At 68.6% G+C, this 20,398-nt stretch carries 17 protein-coding genes; 7 read left to right on the forward strand and 10 right to left on the reverse strand.

The features are described 5' to 3' along the window. Positions 1-5 precede the first annotated feature (5 nt). From ACV7NL_RS11995 to ACV7NL_RS12020, 6 genes are all read right to left on the reverse strand, one after another. Positions 6-1,250, reverse strand: a complete 1,245-nt coding sequence (locus ACV7NL_RS11995; protein WP_247634617.1) for an AAA family ATPase — start codon at positions 1,248-1,250, stop codon at positions 6-8. Between the two features lie 111 nt (positions 1,251-1,361). Then, entirely contained in the window at positions 1,362-2,096 is a 735-nt protein-coding gene (locus ACV7NL_RS12000; RefSeq protein WP_056185985.1) for a CpaD family pilus assembly protein, read from the reverse strand. A gap of 104 nt (positions 2,097-2,200) precedes the next feature. Further along, positions 2,201-3,691, reverse strand: coding sequence for a type II and III secretion system protein family protein (locus ACV7NL_RS12005; protein WP_463355789.1), 1,491 nt, complete (start codon positions 3,689-3,691; stop codon positions 2,201-2,203). A 34-nt stretch (positions 3,692-3,725) separates the two neighbouring features. After that, positions 3,726-4,523, reverse strand: coding sequence for a Flp pilus assembly protein CpaB (gene cpaB / locus ACV7NL_RS12010; protein WP_463355790.1), 798 nt, complete (start codon positions 4,521-4,523; stop codon positions 3,726-3,728). 122 nt (positions 4,524-4,645) lie between these two features. After that, a complete protein-coding gene (locus ACV7NL_RS12015) occupies positions 4,646-5,152 on the reverse strand; it encodes an A24 family peptidase (RefSeq protein ID WP_463355791.1) in 507 nt (168 codons plus the stop codon). Between the two features lie 197 nt (positions 5,153-5,349). Further along, a complete protein-coding gene (locus tag ACV7NL_RS12020; RefSeq protein ID WP_463355792.1) occupies positions 5,350-5,520 on the reverse strand; it encodes a Flp family type IVb pilin in 171 nt (56 codons plus the stop codon). 421 nt (positions 5,521-5,941) lie between these two features. Here ACV7NL_RS12020 and ACV7NL_RS12025 point away from each other — a divergent pair, with 421 nt between their 5' ends. Then, on the forward strand, positions 5,942-6,442 hold the full coding sequence (locus tag ACV7NL_RS12025; protein WP_463355793.1) for a pilus assembly protein N-terminal domain-containing protein: 501 nt from the start codon (positions 5,942-5,944) through the stop codon (positions 6,440-6,442). Between the two features lie 8 nt (positions 6,443-6,450). On the opposite strand, the gene ACV7NL_RS12030 is transcribed toward ACV7NL_RS12025, so the two are convergent. Beyond that, positions 6,451-6,903: a response regulator gene (locus ACV7NL_RS12030; RefSeq protein WP_463355794.1), complete on the reverse strand. Its 453-nt coding sequence runs from the start codon at positions 6,901-6,903 to the stop codon at positions 6,451-6,453. Further along, positions 6,900-8,051, reverse strand: coding sequence for a PAS domain-containing protein (locus ACV7NL_RS12035; RefSeq protein WP_056479721.1), 1,152 nt, complete (start codon positions 8,049-8,051; stop codon positions 6,900-6,902). Before ACV7NL_RS12035 ends, ACV7NL_RS12030 begins: the two co-directional genes overlap by 4 nt. A 316-nt stretch (positions 8,052-8,367) precedes the next feature. Here ACV7NL_RS12035 and ACV7NL_RS12040 point away from each other — a divergent pair, with 316 nt between their 5' ends. After that, positions 8,368-9,798 (forward strand): AmpG family muropeptide MFS transporter, encoded by a 1,431-nt coding sequence (locus tag ACV7NL_RS12040; RefSeq protein WP_463355795.1) that lies wholly within the window; start codon positions 8,368-8,370, stop codon positions 9,796-9,798. Continuing rightward, the gene (locus ACV7NL_RS12045; RefSeq protein WP_056480227.1) at positions 9,795-10,772 is read left to right on the forward strand and encodes an EcsC family protein; all 978 of its coding nucleotides are present in this window, start codon (positions 9,795-9,797) and stop codon (positions 10,770-10,772) included. The genes ACV7NL_RS12040 and ACV7NL_RS12045 overlap by 4 nt, the downstream gene beginning before the upstream one ends. A gap of 7 nt (positions 10,773-10,779) precedes the next feature. Here ACV7NL_RS12045 and ACV7NL_RS12050 read toward each other — a convergent pair whose 3' ends face one another. Next, positions 10,780-12,237, reverse strand: coding sequence for a leucyl aminopeptidase family protein (locus ACV7NL_RS12050; protein WP_463355796.1), 1,458 nt, complete (start codon positions 12,235-12,237; stop codon positions 10,780-10,782). Between the two features lie 137 nt (positions 12,238-12,374). On the opposite strand from ACV7NL_RS12050, the gene ACV7NL_RS12055 reads away from it, so the two are divergent. From ACV7NL_RS12055 to ACV7NL_RS12070, 4 genes are all read left to right on the forward strand, one after another. Then, entirely contained in the window at positions 12,375-13,229 is an 855-nt protein-coding gene (locus ACV7NL_RS12055; protein ID WP_463355797.1) for a tetratricopeptide repeat protein, read from the forward strand. 198 nt (positions 13,230-13,427) lie between these two features. Next, positions 13,428-15,209, forward strand: coding sequence for a heparinase II/III family protein (locus ACV7NL_RS12060; RefSeq protein WP_463355798.1), 1,782 nt, complete (start codon positions 13,428-13,430; stop codon positions 15,207-15,209). A 79-nt stretch (positions 15,210-15,288) separates the two neighbouring features. Beyond that, on the forward strand, positions 15,289-16,887 hold the full coding sequence (purH, locus tag ACV7NL_RS12065) for a bifunctional phosphoribosylaminoimidazolecarboxamide formyltransferase/IMP cyclohydrolase (protein WP_463355799.1): 1,599 nt from the start codon (positions 15,289-15,291) through the stop codon (positions 16,885-16,887). Positions 16,888-16,956: 69 nt separating this feature from the next. After that, entirely contained in the window at positions 16,957-18,333 is a 1,377-nt protein-coding gene (locus ACV7NL_RS12070; protein ID WP_463355800.1) for a DUF2252 domain-containing protein, read from the forward strand. Between the two features lie 49 nt (positions 18,334-18,382). Here ACV7NL_RS12070 and ACV7NL_RS12075 read toward each other — a convergent pair whose 3' ends face one another. Continuing rightward, the gene (locus ACV7NL_RS12075) at positions 18,383-20,140 is read right to left on the reverse strand and encodes an MFS transporter (protein ID WP_056185946.1); all 1,758 of its coding nucleotides are present in this window, start codon (positions 20,138-20,140) and stop codon (positions 18,383-18,385) included. Positions 20,141-20,398: the final 258 nt, after the last annotated feature.

Here is a 20,398-nt window from a genome sequence, read left to right on the forward strand (position 1 = left end):
GCGCATCAGGAGGCCTTGCGCCGGGCGAGCCGGGACAGCAGGGGCTCGAACAGGTTCGGACGCGCGCGCTTCAGCTCCGCCCGGCCGGTGATCGAGGCGGCGAGGGAAGAGAAGATTTCCGCCGCCTTCGAGCCGGCCTGCACCTCGCCGATCATCTGGCCGTTATTCGCGGCCGTTCCGAAGAGGGCCGCGTCGAACGGGATCGCGGCGCCGATCGTCGTATCGAGGGACTTGGCGAACTCCGCCAGGGCGATCTCCGGGCGCTTCGGAACGCCGACGCCGTTGAGGATGACCCGGGGCTTGCGGTCGTTCGGCCGGTTCTGCTGAAGCAGGGTGAGCAGGTTCTTGGTGTTGCGCAGGGCCGCGAGTTCCGGGCTGGCGACGATGATGATCTCGTCGGCGCTGATCATCAGGCGCCGCGACCAGGCGGTCCATTGATGCGGCACGTCGAGGACGACGCACGGCACCGCGGCCCGCAGAAGGTCGAGCAGGTGGTCGAACGCCGGCTCGCCCAGATCGGTGGTCCGGTCGAGGGTGGCCGGCGCTGCCAGCAGGGACAGCCGGTCGCTGCACTTCGAGAGGAGGCGGTCGAGAAGAATCGAATCGAGACGGTCCGGGGCGAACACCGCCTCGGCGATGCCCTGGGGCGGGTCCTGGTTGAAGTTCAGGCTCGCCGTGCCGAAGGCGATGTCCAGATCGGCGATGACGGTGGCGGTGTCCTGCTCGCGGGCGATCGTCCAGGCGAGGTTGTGGGCGAGGGTGGACACGCCGACGCCACCCTTGGCGCCGACGACGGCGACCGTCCGCCCCACCGGCTTGGCACCCGGAGCGGTGAAGAGGTCCGAGATGGCCTGGATCAGATCGATCGGGCGCACGGGCGCCATCAGGTATTCGCTGACGCCGCGCTGGATGAACTGCCGATAGAGCGCCACGTCGTTGACGTGGCCGATGACCACGACCTTCGTTCCCTCGTCACAGACCTCCGCCAGTGAATCGAGGTACTCGAGCGGGCGCGATTTCATGCCCTGGGTTTCGATGACGATGACGTTCGGCGTCGGCGCGTGGCGGTAGGCTTCGACGGCGGCGGCGCCGCCCCCCATCTGAACCTTGATGTGCGCCTTGTTCATGCGTCGATCCAAGCCGACCGATTCGACCAGGGTCGCACTCTCCTGCGTCTCGCAGAACGCCTGGATCGTGATGCGGGGCACGGGGGCGATGATGCGCTCGGACGTCTCGTTCAGATCCGTCATGAGGGTGGTTCCGGTTCAGGTTGGTGCAGAGGCGGGAGCGAAGGCGGATGACGTGATGAGCGACGTGGCGGGTAACTTAGAGGGTGGCGCCGGGCCACCCGCCCCTTGCGGTTATTGCGAGACCTGCGACTTGACCGAGGTCTTCCCATCCTGACGCCATTCGATTGACGGATCCTTGCCGTCCCGGATCTTGCCGATGTCGTTGGTCCGCCGGATGGTGTCGATGCGCCCCTCGGGCCGGGCCCGGACGAGGTCGACGGGGTCTGCGACCTGGGCGGCGAAGTTCGACTGCGAGGCGCACCCGAAATTCCAGTAGGTTTCGTTGCGTCCGTTGAAGGGCGCATCGCCGACGCCGAGATCCTGCGGCCAGGTCCCGCATTGGCTGGCAACCTTCGCCTCCATGCGCTGGAAGCTGAGACGCAGGGGCGAGGCGAGGTTCGGGTTGGCCACGGCGTAGTGGGAGATCACGATCTGCCGGCCCGGGACGCCGCCATCCGCGCCCATCCGGCGCAGGGCCGCGGCCGTCCGCTCGACCGCCGCCCCCTGGGCCGGGGCGATGCCGCCCGGCAGGTCGAGCACCAGAGTCCCCCGGCCGTAGCGCCGAAACTCGAGCAGGAACGCATCGACGTCGGCGGCCTGGCGCGGATCGAGATGGCCGGTCCCGGTGACGAAGACGTCGAGGGTGCGGACCCCCTCGGTGAGGGCGATGGGGTGCCGGGCGCGGTAATCGACCGGATAGAGCGAGCCCGTGGTCGCCACCGGATTGGCGCGGCAGGCTCCGAGCAGCGCGGCAAGACCCGCGATCGCTGCGAGAGCCATCGGGGTACGGGGGGACGAGTGGGACATCGGGGTCGGGTCCTGCTGATGCCGGGGCCGCGGCGCTATGGGGTTCGGACGCGGAGATTCTGAAGAGATCTCGAAGCGGGACTCTGAGCCCGTGCGGCGCGGGCCTAGTCGGTGATGAAGCCGACGCGGCCGCGATAGGCGGTGCCGAGGGGCTTCGCGCCCGCGACGCCATAGAGCCGGTTGAAGCGCCCGAGTAGGATCGCCTGCGCGTCCTGCGCATCGACGAAGCCGTCATCCGGGCGGGCGATCTGGCGCGGCTCCATCGGCTTGGCGATGTAGGGCGTGACCATGATCATCAGTTCCGTCTCCTGGCGCTGGTAATCGCGCGAGCGGAACAGGGCGCCGATGACGGGGAGGTTGACCAAGCCCGGCAGGCCCGTGATCGCGGCCTTGTTGCGCTGCTGGATCAGGCCGGCGGTCATCATGGTGGCGCCGGAGGCGAGCTCAATGGTGGTTTCGGACTTGCGGACGGTGAAGCCCGGCACCGCCGTCGTGGTGCCGGTGAAATTGAGGTTCAGGGCGTTCTGCTGGTCGATCTCGGTCACCTGGGTTCCGACCCGCACCGAGATCTTGTTCTCCGCCAGGACGACGGGGGTGAAGTTCAGGCTGACGCCGTAGTCCTTGTAGGACAGGCTCGGGACACAGGACTGCACCGTGCTGGTCCCGATGGTGGTGCAGCTCAGGTTGGACGGCACCGGGATCTGCCCGCCGGCGGTGAAGGTGGCGGATTCGCCGGAAATCGCCGTCAGCGTGGGCTCGGCCAGGACGCGGGAGACGCCGGCCTGCTCGAAGGCCCGCAGGGTGGCGGTCAGGTTCGCGCCGCCGGCGCCGTTGATCGTGCCGGACAGCAGGTTGCCGTTGGGGAACTGGCCGCCATTGATGGCGAGGGGCGTCGTGTTGGCGAGGTTGAGACCGGACCATCCACCGCTCAAGTTGACGCCGAACTGCTTCAGCACCGTCCGCGAGACCTCGACCACCGTGACGCGCAGCATCACCTGATCCTTGCCGCGGATCGTCAGGTTGTTGATGACGGCCCCGCGTGCGGCCGGTCCGGTACCCGAGATGCCCACGAAGGCATTGGCGATGTCGAGGGCCTGCGCCGCCTCCGAGGCCGAGTTGACCGTGCCGGTCAGGACGACCGAATCGCCCGCGGCCCGGACATCGAAGCGTCCTCCGGCGATGCTCTGGTTCAGCGTCTGACGCAGGACGTTGAGGTCGCGCGCGACCGTGACGTCGAGGGCGGTGATCTGCCGGCCCTCGGCATCCATGATGAAGATCGAGGTCGCGCCGTTCTCCATCCCGATGATGAACACCTTGCGGGTCGAGCGGACGACCGCGTTGGCGACCTTCGGATTGGCGACGAAGACCTCCTTGGCGTCGCGCGGGAGGTCGACGACCAGCGAGCGGCCCATGGTGAGATCGACCCGGCGCGAGGTCGCCGTTTCGTTGCCGCCGACCGCCAGAACGGGGGCGGCCGTCAGACCGCCCGATGGTTGAGCGACGCTCGGCGTCGGCACCGACAGGGCGAGAAGCCCGGCCAGGATTCCAGCCTGAATTCGGGAACGGCCCGCGGCTGGCTGGGGAATGAGGGTCATCGACGCTTCCTCGATCATGGTGCGGGCGCCGATCTCAGCGTCGCGACTGCTGCTTCGCGACGCCGAACCGCACCACGGTCAGGGCCGTCTCGGGGCGTCCATCGACGTTCGCGTCGGCGGAGCGGCCGCTATCCACGAGGCTGCGGAGGGACAGCGACAATTGCCCGACCTTCTGCGCCAGGGTCACGGTCTCGGCCTGGCCCGGGGTCAGCGCCAGGGTCGCGGTCTGGCCGGTGACGACGGTGTTGCCGTTCTTTTCCTGCACCAGCTGCCCGATGGCGAGGACGCGGACATCCTGGAGCAGGGTTTCGGACAGCTGCGTGTCGGTGGTCCCGCGCGCGGAATCCTCGTCGCGATAGGTCCGGATGATGTCCACGTGATCGTTCGGCAGGATGAACCCGCCGGCGGTGTTGCTGCCCGCTGTGTCGATGTTGATCGCCACCGCGCGCATCCCGGTCGGCAGGATCGCCGCCATGAACCCGCCATCGGAGCGGGCGAGCTTCTGCGGCCGGATCGGTTCGCCGGCGAGGAAACTCGACCGGGCGATGGAGCCGACGATCTCCTCCATGCCCTTCGGGGCGTTCTCGCGGGTGATGTAGCCCGTGGTGACGGCCTCGCTCGGCCAGGGCTGCCAGCGCAGGTCAGGCGCCTGGATATTCTGGCCCATGGGAAGCTCGGCGGCCGCGACGAGCACGTCGGTCATGGCGACGACGGGCGGCGGAACGACGGCCGCCGGCTGCACCGCCGGTTGATCGTCCCCACTGATCAACAATGCCGCTCCGCCACCTGCCAAGAGGGCAATGGCAAGGACGGCTAGTCTGGCTGGTTTCATCGCCGAACTCGACCCCGGAACGGCAGGACGCCGTATTGGTCGAGAATGGCCCGCCATTCCTCAAATTACGGTTAACAAGTGGTAATTTCAGCTAAGCCTTTTGCTTGGCCTATTGGGACCGATCAGGCCGGCAGCATCCGCAGCCAGATCGCGGTATCGGGCAGCACGATCAGGGCCGACAGCGCCAGGGCGATGCCGTAGGGGACACCGGTTTTGGCGTCGTGCAGATGCAGCGCGAAAGGCAGCCGGGCGACCGCAAACGGAAGCGGATGCGCCCGGATCGCCAGCAGGCCCAGCGTCAGTGCCCCCCCGGCCAGCGACGCGATGATGAGATAGTCGCCAAGCTGATCGAAGCCGATCCACAGCGCCGTGGCGGCGACGAGCTTGGCATCGCCACCGCCGATATAGCCAAGGGCAAACAGCGTGAAGGTGACCGCGAGCGCTGCCAATCCGGCGCCGAGGTGCCACGCGACGACGTCCCACCCCAATCCACCGGAAACGGCGAAGGCCGCGAAGGCGACGACCAGGGCGATCGAGACGGTGTTGGGGATTAGCATCGTCAACAGGTCCCTGACGGCGGCATAAGCCATCAGAAACGGGAAGATAACGAGGAGACTGATGCTGGTCATCGTGTTTGCATCCCGGGCCGTTCAATGAAGCCGCGGCACAATCATGGCCATGAAGTCTTAAGTCGACCCTAAACGGAGCGAGGAACATTGCGGGTTGTCCGCAATGCTCCTCGAAGCCGTCGATGCGTAAGATATGGTGCTATCCAAGGATTTTGGCGACTTATCGTTGCCGGATGCGTCCGACCTGCGCTCGGGGATTAGGAGGCGTTCAGGTTGTTAGCGACTCTGGTCAGGGTGGAGGACAGCTTGGTGCCGAGGGTGGTCAGGGCGGTGATGATCGCAACGGCGATCAGCGACGCGATCAGGCCGTACTCGATGGCGGTGGCGCCGGACTCGTCGGCTGCGAAACGCTTGAAGATGGACGACATGGCAAAGTTCCCCTGGAAGTAGCTGTGCCGGTCACGCTCTCAGCGTCATCCTCGGCCACGGCCCCACTATGCCCAGACCCTGTTGCGATAGCGTTAAATCGGCCGGTGAAACTGGCACCCGGCTGAGCGGTTCTCACCATGGTGAAACAATCCTTAAGGCAATAGGATGGCCTTTCGACATTCGCTTTGTTCGAATGCACCTTGATGACAGCCCGCCGATGCTTCATCGATTCGAGACAAATTTACCGTGGGTATCCTGAGCTTTCGACGTTGCTGTCGAATGGTAATTTATCGGTTTGTTTACCGTGTCCGTGGTTGATATCGGCTCACTCGCGGCGACGGGGTCCGTCCTCGGACGCGGAGAACGATCACGACATGCGTCGTGCCATCAGGTCCGAGTGAGCATCCGATGCCGCTGTCCATGAATCCCACCCAGATCCCTGTCCGGTGCATCAGCGCGCTTCTGGTCGCGGCTTACGGGATCTTCGGATGCGGCGACGCCCGAGCCCAGGACGCGGTCGCGGTTCCGACCGTGGTAGCGGTCACCGTCGACAACGCCAAGGTCATGCGTCTTCCGGAGAAGACCCAGATGGTGATCGTCGGGAACCCGATGGTCGCCGACGTGGCGCTCCAGAAGAACGGCGTCCTCATCCTGACCGGCAAGAGCTTCGGCAGCACCAACCTGATCGCCCTCGATGCCGCCGGGACCATGCTGGCCGAATCCACGATCAGCGTTCAGGCGCCGCAGGCCTCCGTGATCACGGTGCAGCGGGGTCTGGAGCGCGAATCCTATTCCTGCACCCCGAACTGTCAGCCCTCGATCCAGCTCGGGGACGCCACCAAGTTCTACGGGGAAGTCAGCAGTCAGGCCGAGTCGCGCCGCAACATGGCCACGGGCGCGGCCGCAGCTGGAAGCCGGTAGGCGCCCGCTCAGCGGATGAGCGGATGCCGATCGAGCGCCTCGCGCGCCGCCAGGCGAAACCCGTCCAACCCTTCGACCGTGGCCTCGAGGCCGGCGCGCCGGTCGGCCACATACCGCAGAGCGCCGGCAACCACCCGTTCCGAATAGGGCTTGGCGATCACGCCGACCGCGCCGGCGAAGTCGTCCGGGATGCGCTTGGCGTTCGCCGTCATGAACACCACCGTCGTGTGGGGATCGGCGCTGAGAGCCCGGGCGACGTCCACTCCGGTCGGGCCATCGACGAGATGGATGTCGACGAAGGCCACGTCGGGAGCCGTCGACTGCCCCAGCGCGATCGCCTCCACCGAACTCCCCGCCACCCCGACGATGACATGACCGAGATCGTCGAGAAGGCACTCGAGTTCGAGGGCGATCAGCGCCTCGTCCTCGACGACGAGGATGCGGAGGGGGATATCGGTCATCGGGAGGCCCAATCCGGCTCGGCGGCGCGATCGGACATCACGCTCTGCAGCGAGATGGCATCCAGGGGCACGGTGATCTCCACACGGGTGCCGGGCGAGACGTCGCTCCAGGCAATCACCCCGCGCAGCTGGCGCACCACCATCTCCACCAGGGATCGGCCGAAGCCGGCAGGATTCGGCGTCCCACTGGCCATGCCGATCCCATCGTCCTCGATCAGCATGCGCAGGCCGCCCGCGCTGCGCTGCGCCGTGATCGTGATCCGACCCGGCCGGCTACCCGGAAAGGCGTGGCGCACGGCGTTGGTCGCAAGCTCGTGCATCATCAGCGCGAGGGGCGCCGCCATGGCGGCCGAGACCGCGATCGAGTCGATCTCCGCACTCACGGCGGTGCGGTCGGTGTCGAGACCGGCGACGAGTTCCGAGACGAAATCCTCCGCGAATTCCCGAAGGTCGAACTTCGTCACGTCGCCGGTGGAGTAGAGCATCCGGTGGACCGTCGACAGGGCGCCGATGCGCTCGGCCATCCCCTGCAGCGCGTCGCGGGCTTCGCCCTGCGGCGTGCGCCGTGCCTTCAGCAGCATCAGCGACGAGATCACCTGGAGGTTGTTCTTGACGCGATGGTCGACCTCGTGGAGCAGCGCCGTCTTCTGTTCCAACGCGGCCCTGAGGTCGGCCGTCTGCTCGCCGACGCGCCGCTCGAGTTCGTCGTGGGCATCCCTCATCGCGACTTCGTGACGGTGCTTGCCCGTCATGTCGGCCTGGGCCGAATAGAAATGCACGATCCGGCCGGTCTCGTCATGGACCGGCGCGACGGTCATCCCGTTCCAGAACGAGGACCCGTCCTTGCGGTAATTGACGAGTTCGACCTCGAGCGGGCGACCGGCCGTCACGGCCTCGCGCAAGCGCCTGATCGCGCGCGGATCGGTTTCGGGCCCCTGCAGCATCCGGCAGTTCCGGCCATCGATCTCGTCCCACTCGTACCCGGTCAGGGCCAGGAACGCGTCGTTCGCCCAGACGATGGGATTATCCGCCTGTCGCGGATCGGTGAGGACCATGGGCGTCGGACTCGCGGTGAAGGCCGCCACGAACGCGCCCGCATTGACTCCGAGACCGCGTGCCCTGGTGACCGGCGTTTCCCTATGCGTCATGATCGGCTTCAGCCAAGACGAAACACCCGTTGTAGACCTGGACGCCGATCCGTCGCACGTCCTTCCGGAGGCGAACCCAGACTTGAACTGCCGGGATGCCCCGCCGTCAACACCTGGATCGCTGAACCCCCGGAGGGCTGGCAGACCGCTAACAGGAAGATGCGAGACCTCGCGTTAAGAATTCGGAAGGCATGTTGTGGACGGTAATCGGCCGTAAACGGCCGACATCCTCGTCGCCGGCCCGACGATCGGGCCGGCGACGAGGCCTGCTCAGTATGCGGGCATCAAGCCGTTCGGACCTCAGGAGTTCCATGTCATGGCTCAAAGCGACGTGCGGGGTGCTCGGAGCCGCCTTCGCCTGAAGGACATCATCGAGGACCCGCGTATCCTGCTGATGCTGGCCCTGGGCTTCTCCTCGGGGTTGCCGCTGCTGCTGGTGCTCGGCACCTTCTCGACACGGCTCGCCTATTCCAACGTGGACATCAAGGCCATCGGCCTGTTCAGCTACCTGGCGCTTCCCTACACGCTGAAGTTCTTCTGGGCGCCGATCATCGACCGGTTCGACGTTCCCGTCCTGAGCCGCGCCCTCGGGCGGCGGCGTGCCTGGATGATCGCGAGTCAGTGTGCCGTGGCCCTGGCGCTGACGCTGATGGCCTTCGCCGATCCGGGCACCAGCCTCGCGCTGCTCGGCCTCGGGGCATTCCTCGTCGCCTTCTGTGCCGCGACGCAGGACGTGGTGATCGACGGCTGGCGCATCGACGCCGCCGGCACCGACCTGCAGGGCGTGATGGCCGCGACCTCGAACCTCGGCTACCGCCTTGCCCTGATGTCGGCCGGAGCCGGCGCCCTGTTCATCGCCAGCGCCTACGGCTGGCCCGTGGCCTACCTGTCGATGGCGGCCCTGATGGGCGTTGGCATGATCGCGGCCCTGCTGGCACCGGCCTACGACCGCGCCGTCACGACCACGGCGGCTCCCCTCAAGGTCTGGACCTTCCGGGGCGCGGTCCTCGAACCGCTGACGGAGCTGCACACCCGGTTCGGCGCCAGTCTGTGGGCCGTCCTGCTGCTCGTCGCCTTCTATCGCCTACCGGACTTCATCTCCGGCGTGATGGCGAGCCCCCTGTACCGGGAGGTGGGGTTCAGTCTGGTGGAGATCGGCGCCGTCTCGAAGCTCTACGGCATCTGGATCGGCATCGCCGGCGCCTTCGTCGGCGGGTGGGCGATGACCCGGTTCGGGCTGTTTCCCACCCTCGTGGTCGGGGCTTTCCTGGGCGCAGCCTCCAACCTCGCCTTCTCGTGGCTCTCCTTCGGCGGCCCCGAGGTATGGCGCCTGACGGCGGCGATCTCGATCGACAATTTCTGCGGCTCCTTCGCCGGCATGGCGCTGATCGCCTACATGTCGAGCCTGACCGCGCCGGGCTTCGCCGCAACGCAATACGCCCTGTTCTCCTCGCTCTACGCGCTGCCGGGCAAGCTCATCGCCGGAAGCTCCGGTTTCATCGTCTCGGCCTACGGCTACCCGGTGTTCTTCGCCTTCACGGCCGCCGTCGGCATTCCGGTGGTGATCCTATGCCTCCTCGTCGGTCGCGCCGGCGCGCGATCCCGTCCGCCCGGAGGCCGCGGCCGGCGACGAGATCGGCGGGAACCAACTCCGAGGCCCCGAGCTTGCTTCCACCGGCACCGACCAACCTGGGACGGGTCGTCCCGAACGTCCCCGCCCGGCACACGGATGAGACCGCAGACGTGAGCAACATCAAACTCGTCGACGACAACACCACCGCACCCGCCATCGCCCCCGGCGCACCGCCGCTCAGCGACGCCGACCGCGCAGCCCTGCGCCGGGCGGTCGAGGCCCTGGAGAAACCCGGCCTCGCCGCCCGCCTCTCGGGGATCGCCGGCGCGCCCCTCGACTTCATCGGACGGGCGCTGCCCGCACCGGTGACCGACGCGGTGTCGCAGGCGACCGAGAGTGCGATGCGGGCCTCCCTCAAGGTCGCGCTGGCGACGCTTCCGGCGCACGTTGCGGCGCCCGTTGCGGCGGGCCGGGAGGGTCCGCTGGCGGCGAGCGCCGAAGCCCTTCTCGAAGGTCCGGTCGCCGAGCCGTCCGCCGCGATGCGCACGGTGACGCGTCTCGCCAAGTACCTTCCGTCGAGCACGTTCGGCCACAAGGCCATGGCGGCGGCCTCGGGTGCGGTCGGCGGCGCCTTCGGCCTCGCTACCCTGGCGGTGGAACTGCCCCTCTCGACCACCCTGATGCTGCGGTCGATCGCCCAGATCGCCCAGGAGGAGGGCGAGGACCTGAGCGACCCGGAAAACGCGCTCGCCTGCGTCCAGGTCTTCGCCCTCGGCGGACGCGAGGCCGCCGGAAGCGCGCTCACCGAGAGCGGCTACTTCGCGGTCCGCGCCGCGCTCGCCAAGACCATGGTGGAAGCCGCCCGCTACGCCGGCAACCGGGCGCTGCTCGACGAGGCGGCCCCGGCCCTGATCCGGTTCTCGACCCAGATCGCCGCGCGCTTCGGCCTCGTCGTCTCGCAGAAGGTGGCGGCTCAGGCCGTGCCGATCCTGGGGGCCTTCGGCGGCGCAGCCGTGAATGCCGCCTTCATGGACCATTTCCAGTCCACCGCCCGCGCCCACTTCACCGTGCGGCGCCTGGAGCGGATCTACGGAGCCGCTCCGGTGCGCGCCGCCTACGAGTCGGAGAAGGCGATGCTGGGGGTGTGACCCAGGCTTACGCCCGGGGGTAGCGCCGCGACAGCAGGGTGTGGACCAGACGCGCCGTCTGGACCTCGCCCCCCTCCGGGCGTCCCGGCTTGGTCGACGGATTCCAGCCGTAGAGATCGAAATGGACATGCGCCCGCGTCGCGGGCGCGAAGCGGCGCAGGAAAAGAGCGGCGGTGATCGCCCCCGCGAAGGGGCCGCCGGACACGTTGTTCAGGTCCGCGATCTTGGAATCGAGCAGGCTCGCATAGGGCTTGTGCAGCGGCAGGCGCCAGACCGGATCGGCCACCGCCGCTCCAGCCTCGGCCACGGATTGCGCCAAAGCCTCGTCCTCGGTGAAGAAGGCGGGCAGGTCGGGGCCGAGCGCCGTCCGGGCCGCCCCCGTCAGGGTGGCGAAGTCGATCAGCAGGTCGGGCTTCTCCGCATCGGCCAGCGCCAGCGCATCGGCCAGGATGAGGCGGCCTTCGGCGTCGGTGTTGCCGATCTCGACCGTGAGGCCGGCGCGGCTGCGGATCACGTCACCCGGTCGAAACGCGGTTCCCGACACGGCATTCTCGACGGCCGGGACGATCAGGCGCAGGCGCAGGTTCAGCCCGGACCCCATCACCATCTCGGCGGCCGCGAGCGCGGCGGCACTGCCGCCCATGTCCTTCTTCATCAGCAGCATGGCGCTCGACGGCTTGATGTCGAGGCCGCCGGTGTCGAAGGCGACGCCCTTGCCCACCAGGGTGACCCGAGGCGCATCGACCGGCCCCCAGGTCAGGTCGATCAGGCGCGGCGCACGCGGCGACGAGGCGCCGACGACGTGTACGAGGGGAAAGTCCCGCGCCAGATCCTCTCCCATCACCACCGTGACGGCGGCGCCGTGACGGTCCGCGACAGCGCGGATCGCGGCCTCGATCTCGGCCGGGCCGAGGTCGTTGGCGGGAGTGTTCACGAGGTCGCGGCCACGGGCCACGGCCTCGGCGATGCGGGTCACCGCCTCGGCATCGACGCCCTCGGACACCGCGAGGGCAGGGCGCTCGGCACCCGCAGCCCGGTAGCGTCCGAAGCGGTAGCTCCCGAGCAGCCAGGCCAGGGTCGCACCCTGCACGTCGAACCCACGCAGCTCGGAGCCCTGCACGTCGGAGTTCTGCACGTCGGAGCCCTGCACGACGGAGCCCTGCACGACGGAGTTCTGCGTCGGGCTGAACCGGTAGGTGCCGGGGGGCAGGAGGCCGGGGAGCTTGCCTGCGAGAAGTGGGTCCGCATCGTCACCGAGGCCGAAGAGAACCGCGGCCACTCGACCCTCCGCATCGGGGAGGAGGGCGAGGCACCCGGCCTTCGGGCTGAAGTCGGTCGCGCGCGCGTAAGCCGCCTGCGGGGCGGGGAGCGCCGCCTCGATCCCGGGCCAGGATTCCCGGGTGACGCAGGTGATCGGCACGGCATCGGCGGCCTCGCGGACGAGGCGGGACAGGGTCTGGCTCATGGCTCTCGCACAGGCAGGAAACGGACCGCCGGGGGATTAACGGCGGGTTAGGGTTAACGCTCTATCACCGGCTCTACGGCGGCGCGAAGCGTTCCGCCGGTCACGTCCAGACCCGAGGGGTCGTCGCGGAGCGCGCCATGGTCACGCCGCTGTTGAAGTCCTCTCGCATCCGGCCGGCCCGGCTGGCCGTGGCGGTCCTGGTGGCCGCCCTCGCGGCGGGATGCCAGTCCCGCTCGCCCGAGACCACCGGCTCCATCGGGGGCCTCTCGCTGCCGGGCTTCGGCCGGGCGCAGAACCCGGCGGTGATCAGCCGCCGCGAGGTCGAGAGCCTGGGCGAGAAATACGCCGGGGACCAGAACGATCTGCGCCTCGCGCTGCGCTACGCGCAGGCCCTGCGGGCCACCGACCAGAAGCCCCAGGCCGTCGCGGTGCTGCAGCAGGCGGCCCTGCGCAACCCCAAGAACACCGCGGTGCTGGCAGCCTACGGCAAGAGCCTCTCGGAAGTCGGCCGCTTCCAAGAGGCATCGGACGTCCTGCAGAACGCCCATACGCCCGCCCGGCCCGATTGGCGGGTGCTCTCGGCGCAGGGCGCCGTGGCCGACCAGCTCGGCGACAACGCCCGCGCTCAGGCCTTCTACGAGGCGGCCCTGAAGATCCAGCCGGACGACCCGGTCATCCTGTCCAATCTCGGGCTCTCCTACGCGCTCGGCCGTCAGCTGCCCCAGGCGGAAGCGACCCTGCGGCGGGCCGCCGCCCAGCCGCGCGCCGACGTGCGGGTTCGCCAGAACCTCGCCTTGGTGCTCGGCCTTCAAGGCAAGTTCGCCGATGCGGAAACCGTGGCGCGCCAGGATCTCTCGCCCGACGAGGCCGCCGCCAACACCGCCGCCCTGCGCGCCTTCGTGGCCCAGCCCAACAGTTGGAAGGCCCTGAAGACGGCCGATGCCCGCGCGGCGAAGCCCGTCCGCCGGCTGGCGGAAACGCCGACCGAATGAGCCTTCGCATGGACGGGGCCAGTGACTTGAGGTTAACCGAAGGTTAAGGCGCACGGCCTAGCCAGGACCGGACGGGGCTCGATCGGAAGAGAAGCCGGCAAGATCCGAAACGGCAAGATCCGACCTGGATCGGACTCGACCTGAACAAGACTCGGCGCGGCGCCGGTTCGCAGGCGTTACGTTGAAAGAGGAGACTGCGTGCGTTGGGGGGCTGATCGCTGGCGGTTCTATCGGCTGATCGGACGCGAAATCGCGGGCTCGGTGCGCAACACCTATGCACGCCTCACCGGCCGGCCCGATATCCTCAGCCGCGCCCGCGTGACCGGATTGGTCATCGCCCCGCACGATCTGCGCACCAGTGACGCCACCTTCGCCGACGACATCTATGCCGGCCTTTTCGTCTTCGCCGGTCGCTCGCTCTCGGTCAGCGGCCGCTCGCCCTTCGACTACGCGCCGCCCTCGCCGGAATGGGCCGACATCCTCTACGGCTTCGGATGGCTGCGCCACCTCAGGGCCGCCGACACCGCTTTGGCCCGGGCCAATGCCCGCGCCTTCGTGGCCGATTTTATCGCCGGACGCGGCGATGCGACGTTCGCCCGTCCGACCCCGGTCGCGGCCCGGCGGCTGATCTCGTTTCTGTGTCAATCGCCCCTCGTCCTGGAGGGTGCGGACCACGCCTTCTACCAGGCGTTTCTCAAGAGCCTCGGCAAGGCCGCCCGCGACCTCGAGGGCGATCTGCGCCGCGGCATCTCTCCACAATCCCGGCTTCTGGCCGCCGTCGCCCTCTGCTACGCGGGCCTGTGCTGCGAGGGCATCCAGCCGATCCTGCGTCGGGCCACGCGCATCCTGGTGCGCGAACTCGACCGGCAGATCCTGCGCGACGGCGGCCATCGCAGCCGCGACCCGCGCTTCGCCATGGAATTGCTGCTGGACCTGCTCCCCCTGCGCCAGAGCTTCCTCTCCCGCAGCGTCGACCCACCGGTGGCGCTGCTGCACGCCATCGACCGGATGCTGCCGCTGCTGCGCCTGCTGCGCCACCCGGATGCCTCGCTCAGCCACTTCAACGGCATGGGCGCGACGGCGGCCGACCACCTCGCCACGCTCCTGGTCTATGACGGCGCCCTGGCCCAGCCGATGATGCACGCGCCGAATTCCGGCTACGAGCGCCTCGAAGGCGGGCGGGTGCTGGTCGTGACCGATGTCGGCGCGCCGCCTCCGCTGCCCGATTCGATCAATGCCGGGGCCGGCTGCCTGTCGTTCGAGATGTCGAGCGGCCCGCAGCGCATCGTGGTCAATTGCGGCCTGCCGGCGAGCGGCCCGGAACTGCGCCGCCTCGCCCGCAGCACCGCCGCCCATTCCACCGCCACGGTGGCCGACACCTCCTCCTGCCGCTTTCTGGTCGGGGGCGGGGCCTGGTACGAGCGCTGGGCCGTGACCTGGCTCTCGCGGCGTATCGGCCCGGTGATCCTGCGCGGCCCCCGCGACGTGAAGGCGGAGCGGACGACCGAGCCCGGCGCCACGATCCTGGCGGCCCGCCACGACGGCTATGCCGGCGACCACGGCATCATTCACGAGCGGCGCTGGCGCCTGACCAGCAACGGCCACCTGCTCGACGGGGAGGACGCCTTCGTGCGGCCCCAGCCGACCCGGCGCGGCAAAGTCCGGTCTGGCAAAGTCCGGTCTGGCAAGGCCCGGTCAGGCAAGGCCCGGCACCGGCCGCAGGAGGTGGCGGTGCGCTTCCATCTCCACCCGGCCATCGCGGCCCGCGGCCTCGACGACGGCCGGCTCGAACTCACCTCGCCGATCGGCGAAATCTGGCACTTCGGAGCCGAGGGCGCGCAGGTCGCCCTGGAAGAGAGCGTCTACTTCGCCGGTCTCACCGGGGCACGGCGCACCGACCAGATCGTGCTCTATGTCTCGGTGACGGAGGACACCCGGGTCCGGTGGGGCTTCGCCAGGGCGCCCGCCCGCGAAGGCTGACGAGGCGTCTGGCCGCAGCGCACAAATCCGTGGTAGGCGCGGCGCAGGTTCCACCGTCGATTGCCTCGGACGAAATGCCATGTCGCACGATCAGGTGCGGGTTACCCGCGCGCTTCTCTCCGTCTCGGACAAGGACGGCCTCGTCGCGTTCGCCACGGCCCTCGACCGACTCGGGATCGAACTCGTCTCGACCGGCGGCACCCACAAGGCCCTGCGGGCGGCCGGACTCCCCGTCACGGAAGTCGCCGAACTGACCGGCTTTCCCGAGATGATGGACGGGCGGGTGAAGACGCTTCATCCCGGCGTCCATGGCGGACTGCTGGCGGTGCGCGACAACCCGGAACACCAGGCCGCGCTCGCCGCCCACGGCATCCGCGCCATCGACCTGCTGGTGGTCAATCTCTACCCCTTCGAGGCCACCGTGGCGCAGGGCGCCGACTACGACGCCTGCGTCGAGAACATCGACATCGGCGGCCCGGCGATGATTCGCGCCGCCTCGAAGAACCATGCCGACGTCGCGGTCGTGGTCGACGTCGCCGATTACGGCGACCTTCTCGGCGAACTCGCGGCGCAGGGCGGCGCCTTGAGCGAGCGCACCCGCCGCCGCCTCGCTCAGAAGGCCTATGCGCGGACCGCCGCCTACGACGCCGCCATCGCCAATTGGCTCGGCAGCCAGATCGAGACGGAGACGACGCCGGTCTTCCGCGCCTTCGGCGGGACCCTGGCCCAGTCGCTGCGCTACGGCGAGAACCCGCACCAGAGCGCCGCCTTCTACCGCATGCCCGGCCCGGCCCGGCCCGGCGTCGCCACCGCCCGCCAGCTTCAGGGCAAGGAACTGTCCTACAACAACCTCAACGACACCGATGCGGCCTACGAATGCGTGGCCGAGTTCGAACCGGCGCGGTCGGCGGCGGTGGCGATCATCAAGCATGCCAATCCGTGCGGCGTGGCCGAGGGGGCCAGCCTCCTGGAAGCCTACGAGCGCGCGCTCGCCTGCGATCCGACCTCGGCCTTCGGCGGCATCGTCGCCCTGAACCGGACGCTCGACGCCGACGCGGCCCGCAGGATCGTCGAGATCTTCACCGAGGTGATCATCGCCCCGGACGCGACCGAGGAGGCGGTCGCGATCGTGGCCGCCAAGAAGAACCTGCGCCTGCTGCTGGCCGATGGGCTGCCCGACCCGCGCGGCGGCGGCGAGACCGTGAAGACGGTCTCGGGCGGGCTGCTCGTCCAGGCGCGTGATTCCGCCGTGGTCGACGACATGCCGCTCCAGGTGGTCACGAAGCGCGCACCCACCGACCGGGAATATGCCGACCTGCGCTTCGCCTATCGGGTCGCCAAGCACGTGAAGTCGAACGCCATCGTGTACGTGCGCGACGGCGCCACCGTCGGCATCGGCGCCGGACAGATGTCGCGGGTCGATTCCTCTCGCATCGCCGCCTGGAAGGCCGCCGAGGGCGCCAGTCGCATCGGCGCCGCCGAGAGCCTGGCCAAGGCTTCGGTGGTGGCCTCCGACGCGTTCTTTCCCTTTGCGGACGGGCTGATCGCGGCGGCCGAGGCCGGCGCCACGGCCATCATCCAGCCCGGCGGCTCGATGCGCGACGCCGACGTGATCAAGGCCGCCGACGAGGCCGGCCTCGCCATGGTCTTCACGGGTCACCGCCATTTCCGGCACTGACGATCGGCAGCGCACCTGCCACCGGAACACGGCCGGGCGCCCACGCCCGCCGCATCGACGAGGCCTCCTATGACCCACATGCCCATCCTGTCCAGCCGCGAGGAGCGCCGCGCGGCCGGCAAGCGCCTGCGCGAGCACGTGTCCCGGGAATCCCACGGCCAGTGGCAGCCCACGCCGCAGCGTGATCCGCTGGCGGTGCTGCGGGCAGGCGACGCCGGTCGGCTGCCGAGCCTGATCCCCCTGCGCTACGAACGGATGCGGGACAATGCCTTCGCGTACCTGCGCGGGGCGGCGGCCGTGATGGCCGCCGATCTCGAGGGCGTGTCGGTCCCGGGTATTCCGGTCCAGGCCTGCGGCGATTGCCATGTCGGCAATTTCGGCGTGTACCGCAGCCCCGAGGGGCAGACCCTGTTCGACATCAACGACTTCGACGAGACCCTCTGGAACGTCGATTTCACCGTCGATGTGAAGCGCCTCGCCGCCAGCGTGGCCCTGGCGGCCCTTCCGCGCGGCGTGGAGAAGGCCCGCAAGGCTGCGAAGGCCAGTGCCTGCGCCTATCGCGAGCACATGCGCGACCTGTCCAACCTGTCGCCGCTGGCGATCTGGCACAGCCGCATCGATATCGACCGTGAGGTCGGACGTTTCGGGGACGGCGACCTGTGCCGGCGCCTGCTCGCGGAAGCCTCGATGGAGAATGCCGACGGCCTGAGCCGCGGCGACACCCCCAAGCTGGCCTCCGAGCCGGATCGCCAGAACCCGGCCGATTGGCGCATCGCCGACAAGGATCGGACGATCTTCCACGAGGGTCCGGACGGGCTGACCGAGGCCGTGCAGGACGCCGAAGCGGCAATCCAGGCCTATCCCGACGCCCTGAGCGCCGATCGCTGGACCCTGGTCTCGCGCTACGCCCGTCGCGACGTCGCCTTCAAGGTCGTGGGGATCGGCTCTGTCGGCCTCGTCTGCGCGGTCGGCATCTATGCCGATGCCGATGGCGCGCCGCTGTTCCTGCAGATCAAGGAGGCCCGGCCCTCCGTGATCGGGCAGCTCGCCCTGAAGCCGTTCTCGATCGTCTCCGAGGGCCAGCGGGTGATCGACGGCCAGCGGATCATGCAGGCGGCGAGCGACCTTTTCCTCGGCACCGCGCAGTCCGAGGCGAGCGGTCGCTCCTACTACGTGCGCCAGCTCAAGAACCGGAAGCTCTCGGCCGTCGGCGAGATCCTGTCCGAGAGCGGGGCCAAGGCCTACGCCCAGCTCTGCGGCACCACGCTCGCCCGCGCCCATGCCCGGTCGGGCGACGCCGTGATGATCGCCGGCTATCTCGGCAAGGGCTCGGCCTTCGACGAGGCGATCGCGGATTTCGCCATGGCGTATGCGCGCCAGAGCGTCGAGGACCACGCCCTCCTGATCACCGACTTCCTGACGACGCCGACGCCGCAGGCCGCCTGAACGAAAAAAGGCCCCGCCGGGTGGCGGGGCCTTCCTCAGAACCCGGCGATCAACGAACCGGGTTCTCGTCGTAGGTGAAGATGTCGCGATCCTTGGTCTCCGGGATGAACAGGAGGCCGATGACGAAGGTCATCGCGGCGATCGCGATCGGGTACCACAGGCCGTTATAGATGTTGCCGGTCTGGGCCACGATGGCGAACGAGGTGGCCGGCAGAAGGCCGCCGAACCAGCCGTTGCCGATGTGATAGGGCAGGGACATCGAGGTGTAGCGGATACGGGTGGGGAACAGCTCCACCAGGGCCGCCGCGATCGGGCCGTAGACCATCGTCACGTAGAGGACGAGGATCGTCAGGATGCCGATGACGATGAGCTTCTGGCCCGTGAAGATGTCGATCGGGTTGGCCACCTTCACGATGGTGGCGTTGCCGGCGGGCGCCGGGTAGCCGGCGGCCGTCAGGGCGGCCGGGACCGCCTTGGCGAAGGCCGGATCGGCCACCGGGAAGTCCTTGCCCGCGATGGTCACGATGGTCGGCGCACCGGCGGCGACCGGCTCCGTGGTGTAGTTCACGGCTGAGCGGGCGAGCAGCGCCTTGGCGACGTCGCACTCCTTGGTGAACTTGGCGGTGCCGACCGGATTGAACTGGAACGAGCACGCATCCGGGTTGGTCTTGACCACCACCGGGACCGTGGACTGCGCCTGGTAGAGGGCCGGGTTGGCGTTGGCGGTGAGCTGCTCGAACAGCGGGAAGTAGGTCAGCGCCGCGATCAGGCAGCCGCCGAGGATCACCGGCTTGCGCCCGATCTTATCGGAGAGCGCGCCGAAGAACAGGAAGCCGCCGGTGGCGAGAAGCAGCGACCAGGCGATCAGCACGTTGGCGGTGAACTGGTCGACCTTGAGGATGCTCTGCAGGAAGAACAGGGCGTAGAACTGCCCGGCGTACCAGACCACGGCCTGACCGGCGGTGAGGCCGAGCAGCGCCAGCAGCGCCCACTTGGCGTTGCGCCACTGGCCGAAGGCCTCCGAGAGCGGCGCCTTCGAGTGGGTGCCCTCTTCCTTCATCTTCTTGAAGGCCGGGCTCTCGTTCATCTGCATGCGGATCCAGACCGAGATGCCGAGCAGGACGCAGGAGACGAGGAACGGGATGCGCCAGCCCCAGGCCTGGAAGGCCGTGATGGTGGTCTGGGTGCCGTCGGCGGCCGTCGTGACGGTCGGCGCGTAGGCGCCGTTCACGTAGCCCTGCGTCGACAGGATGATCACCAGCGACAGCAACAGGCCCAGCGTCGCCGTGGTCTGGATGAAGGCGGTGTAGAAGCCGCGACGGCCGCGGGGGGCGTGCTCGGCCACGTAGACGGCGGCGCCGCCATACTCGCCACCGAGCGCGAGGCCCTGGAGCATGCGCAGGGCGAGCAGGGTCACGGGAGCGACCCAGCCGATGCCGTAGGCGTTCAGCGTGTCATAGGACGGCAGCAGGCCGACCATGAAGGTCGAAATGCCCATGATCAGGATGGTGATCAGGAAGGTGTGCTTGCGTCCGACCATGTCGCCGAGGCGACCGAACACCAGGGCGCCGAAGGGCCGGACCAGGAAGCCCGCCGCGAAGGCCAGCAGCGCGAAGATGTTGCGGGTCGCTTCCGGGTAGGCCGAGAAGAACTGTGCCCCGATGATCGTCGCGAGCGATCCGTAGAGATAGAAATCGTACCACTCGAACACGGTACCGAGGGATGAGGCGAGAATGACTTTCTTCTCGCCGGCGCTCATCGGCCGTGTGGCCGAATCGCTGACGGGAATTGCGCTGGACGCAACCATGGGACGTTTCTCCAAGTCTTGTTTTGCCCAGGCGTAGTCCGCCCGTGACGTGTTGGACCCTGCGGATGCCGCAGCATTGCTGCCGAGCCCGCGCGGACTGATCAGTCCCTCGCGTGCCGGCGGCTAGTCTGAGTACCCGCGTGGCGATGCTAGGCCATGCCACGTTTTCGCCCAAGTCCCCATCGCGGCCGAGGAGTACCGAATTCAGATATTTTTTGAGTCTTGAGGAAGTCTTTTTTGGATCGCGCCGGGATTAGA

It is taken from the genome of Methylobacterium sp. Ger2507 (assembly GCF_055231875.1).

Bases quoted from the DNA above. Each gene is read 5' to 3' on its own strand.
- ACV7NL_RS12050 (WP_463355796.1), bottom strand. From the start codon at position 12,237: ATGAGCCAGACCCTGTCCCGCCTCGTCCGCGAGGCCGCCGATGCCGTG.
- ACV7NL_RS11995 (WP_247634617.1), bottom strand. From the start codon at position 1,250: ATGACGGATCTGAACGAGACGTCCGAGCGCATCATCGCCCCCGTGCCC.
- ACV7NL_RS12055 (WP_463355797.1), top strand. From the start codon at position 12,375: ATGGTCACGCCGCTGTTGAAGTCCTCTCGCATCCGGCCGGCCCGGCTG.
- ACV7NL_RS12040 (WP_463355795.1), top strand. From the start codon at position 8,368: ATGGCTCAAAGCGACGTGCGGGGTGCTCGGAGCCGCCTTCGCCTGAAG.
- ACV7NL_RS12070 (WP_463355800.1), top strand. From the start codon at position 16,957: ATGACCCACATGCCCATCCTGTCCAGCCGCGAGGAGCGCCGCGCGGCC.
- ACV7NL_RS12025 (WP_463355793.1), top strand. From the start codon at position 5,942: ATGAATCCCACCCAGATCCCTGTCCGGTGCATCAGCGCGCTTCTGGTC.
- cpaB (WP_463355790.1), bottom strand. From the start codon at position 4,523: ATGAAACCAGCCAGACTAGCCGTCCTTGCCATTGCCCTCTTGGCAGGT.
- ACV7NL_RS12030 (WP_463355794.1), bottom strand. From the start codon at position 6,903: ATGACCGATATCCCCCTCCGCATCCTCGTCGTCGAGGACGAGGCGCTG.
- purH (WP_463355799.1), top strand. From the start codon at position 15,289: ATGTCGCACGATCAGGTGCGGGTTACCCGCGCGCTTCTCTCCGTCTCG.
- ACV7NL_RS12005 (WP_463355789.1), bottom strand. From the start codon at position 3,691: ATGACCCTCATTCCCCAGCCAGCCGCGGGCCGTTCCCGAATTCAGGCT.
- ACV7NL_RS12075 (WP_056185946.1), bottom strand. From the start codon at position 20,140: ATGGTTGCGTCCAGCGCAATTCCCGTCAGCGATTCGGCCACACGGCCG.
- ACV7NL_RS12035 (WP_056479721.1), bottom strand. From the start codon at position 8,051: ATGACGCATAGGGAAACGCCGGTCACCAGGGCACGCGGTCTCGGAGTC.
- ACV7NL_RS12020 (WP_463355792.1), bottom strand. From the start codon at position 5,520: ATGTCGTCCATCTTCAAGCGTTTCGCAGCCGACGAGTCCGGCGCCACC.
- ACV7NL_RS12000 (WP_056185985.1), bottom strand. From the start codon at position 2,096: ATGTCCCACTCGTCCCCCCGTACCCCGATGGCTCTCGCAGCGATCGCG.
- ACV7NL_RS12015 (WP_463355791.1), bottom strand. From the start codon at position 5,152: ATGACCAGCATCAGTCTCCTCGTTATCTTCCCGTTTCTGATGGCTTAT.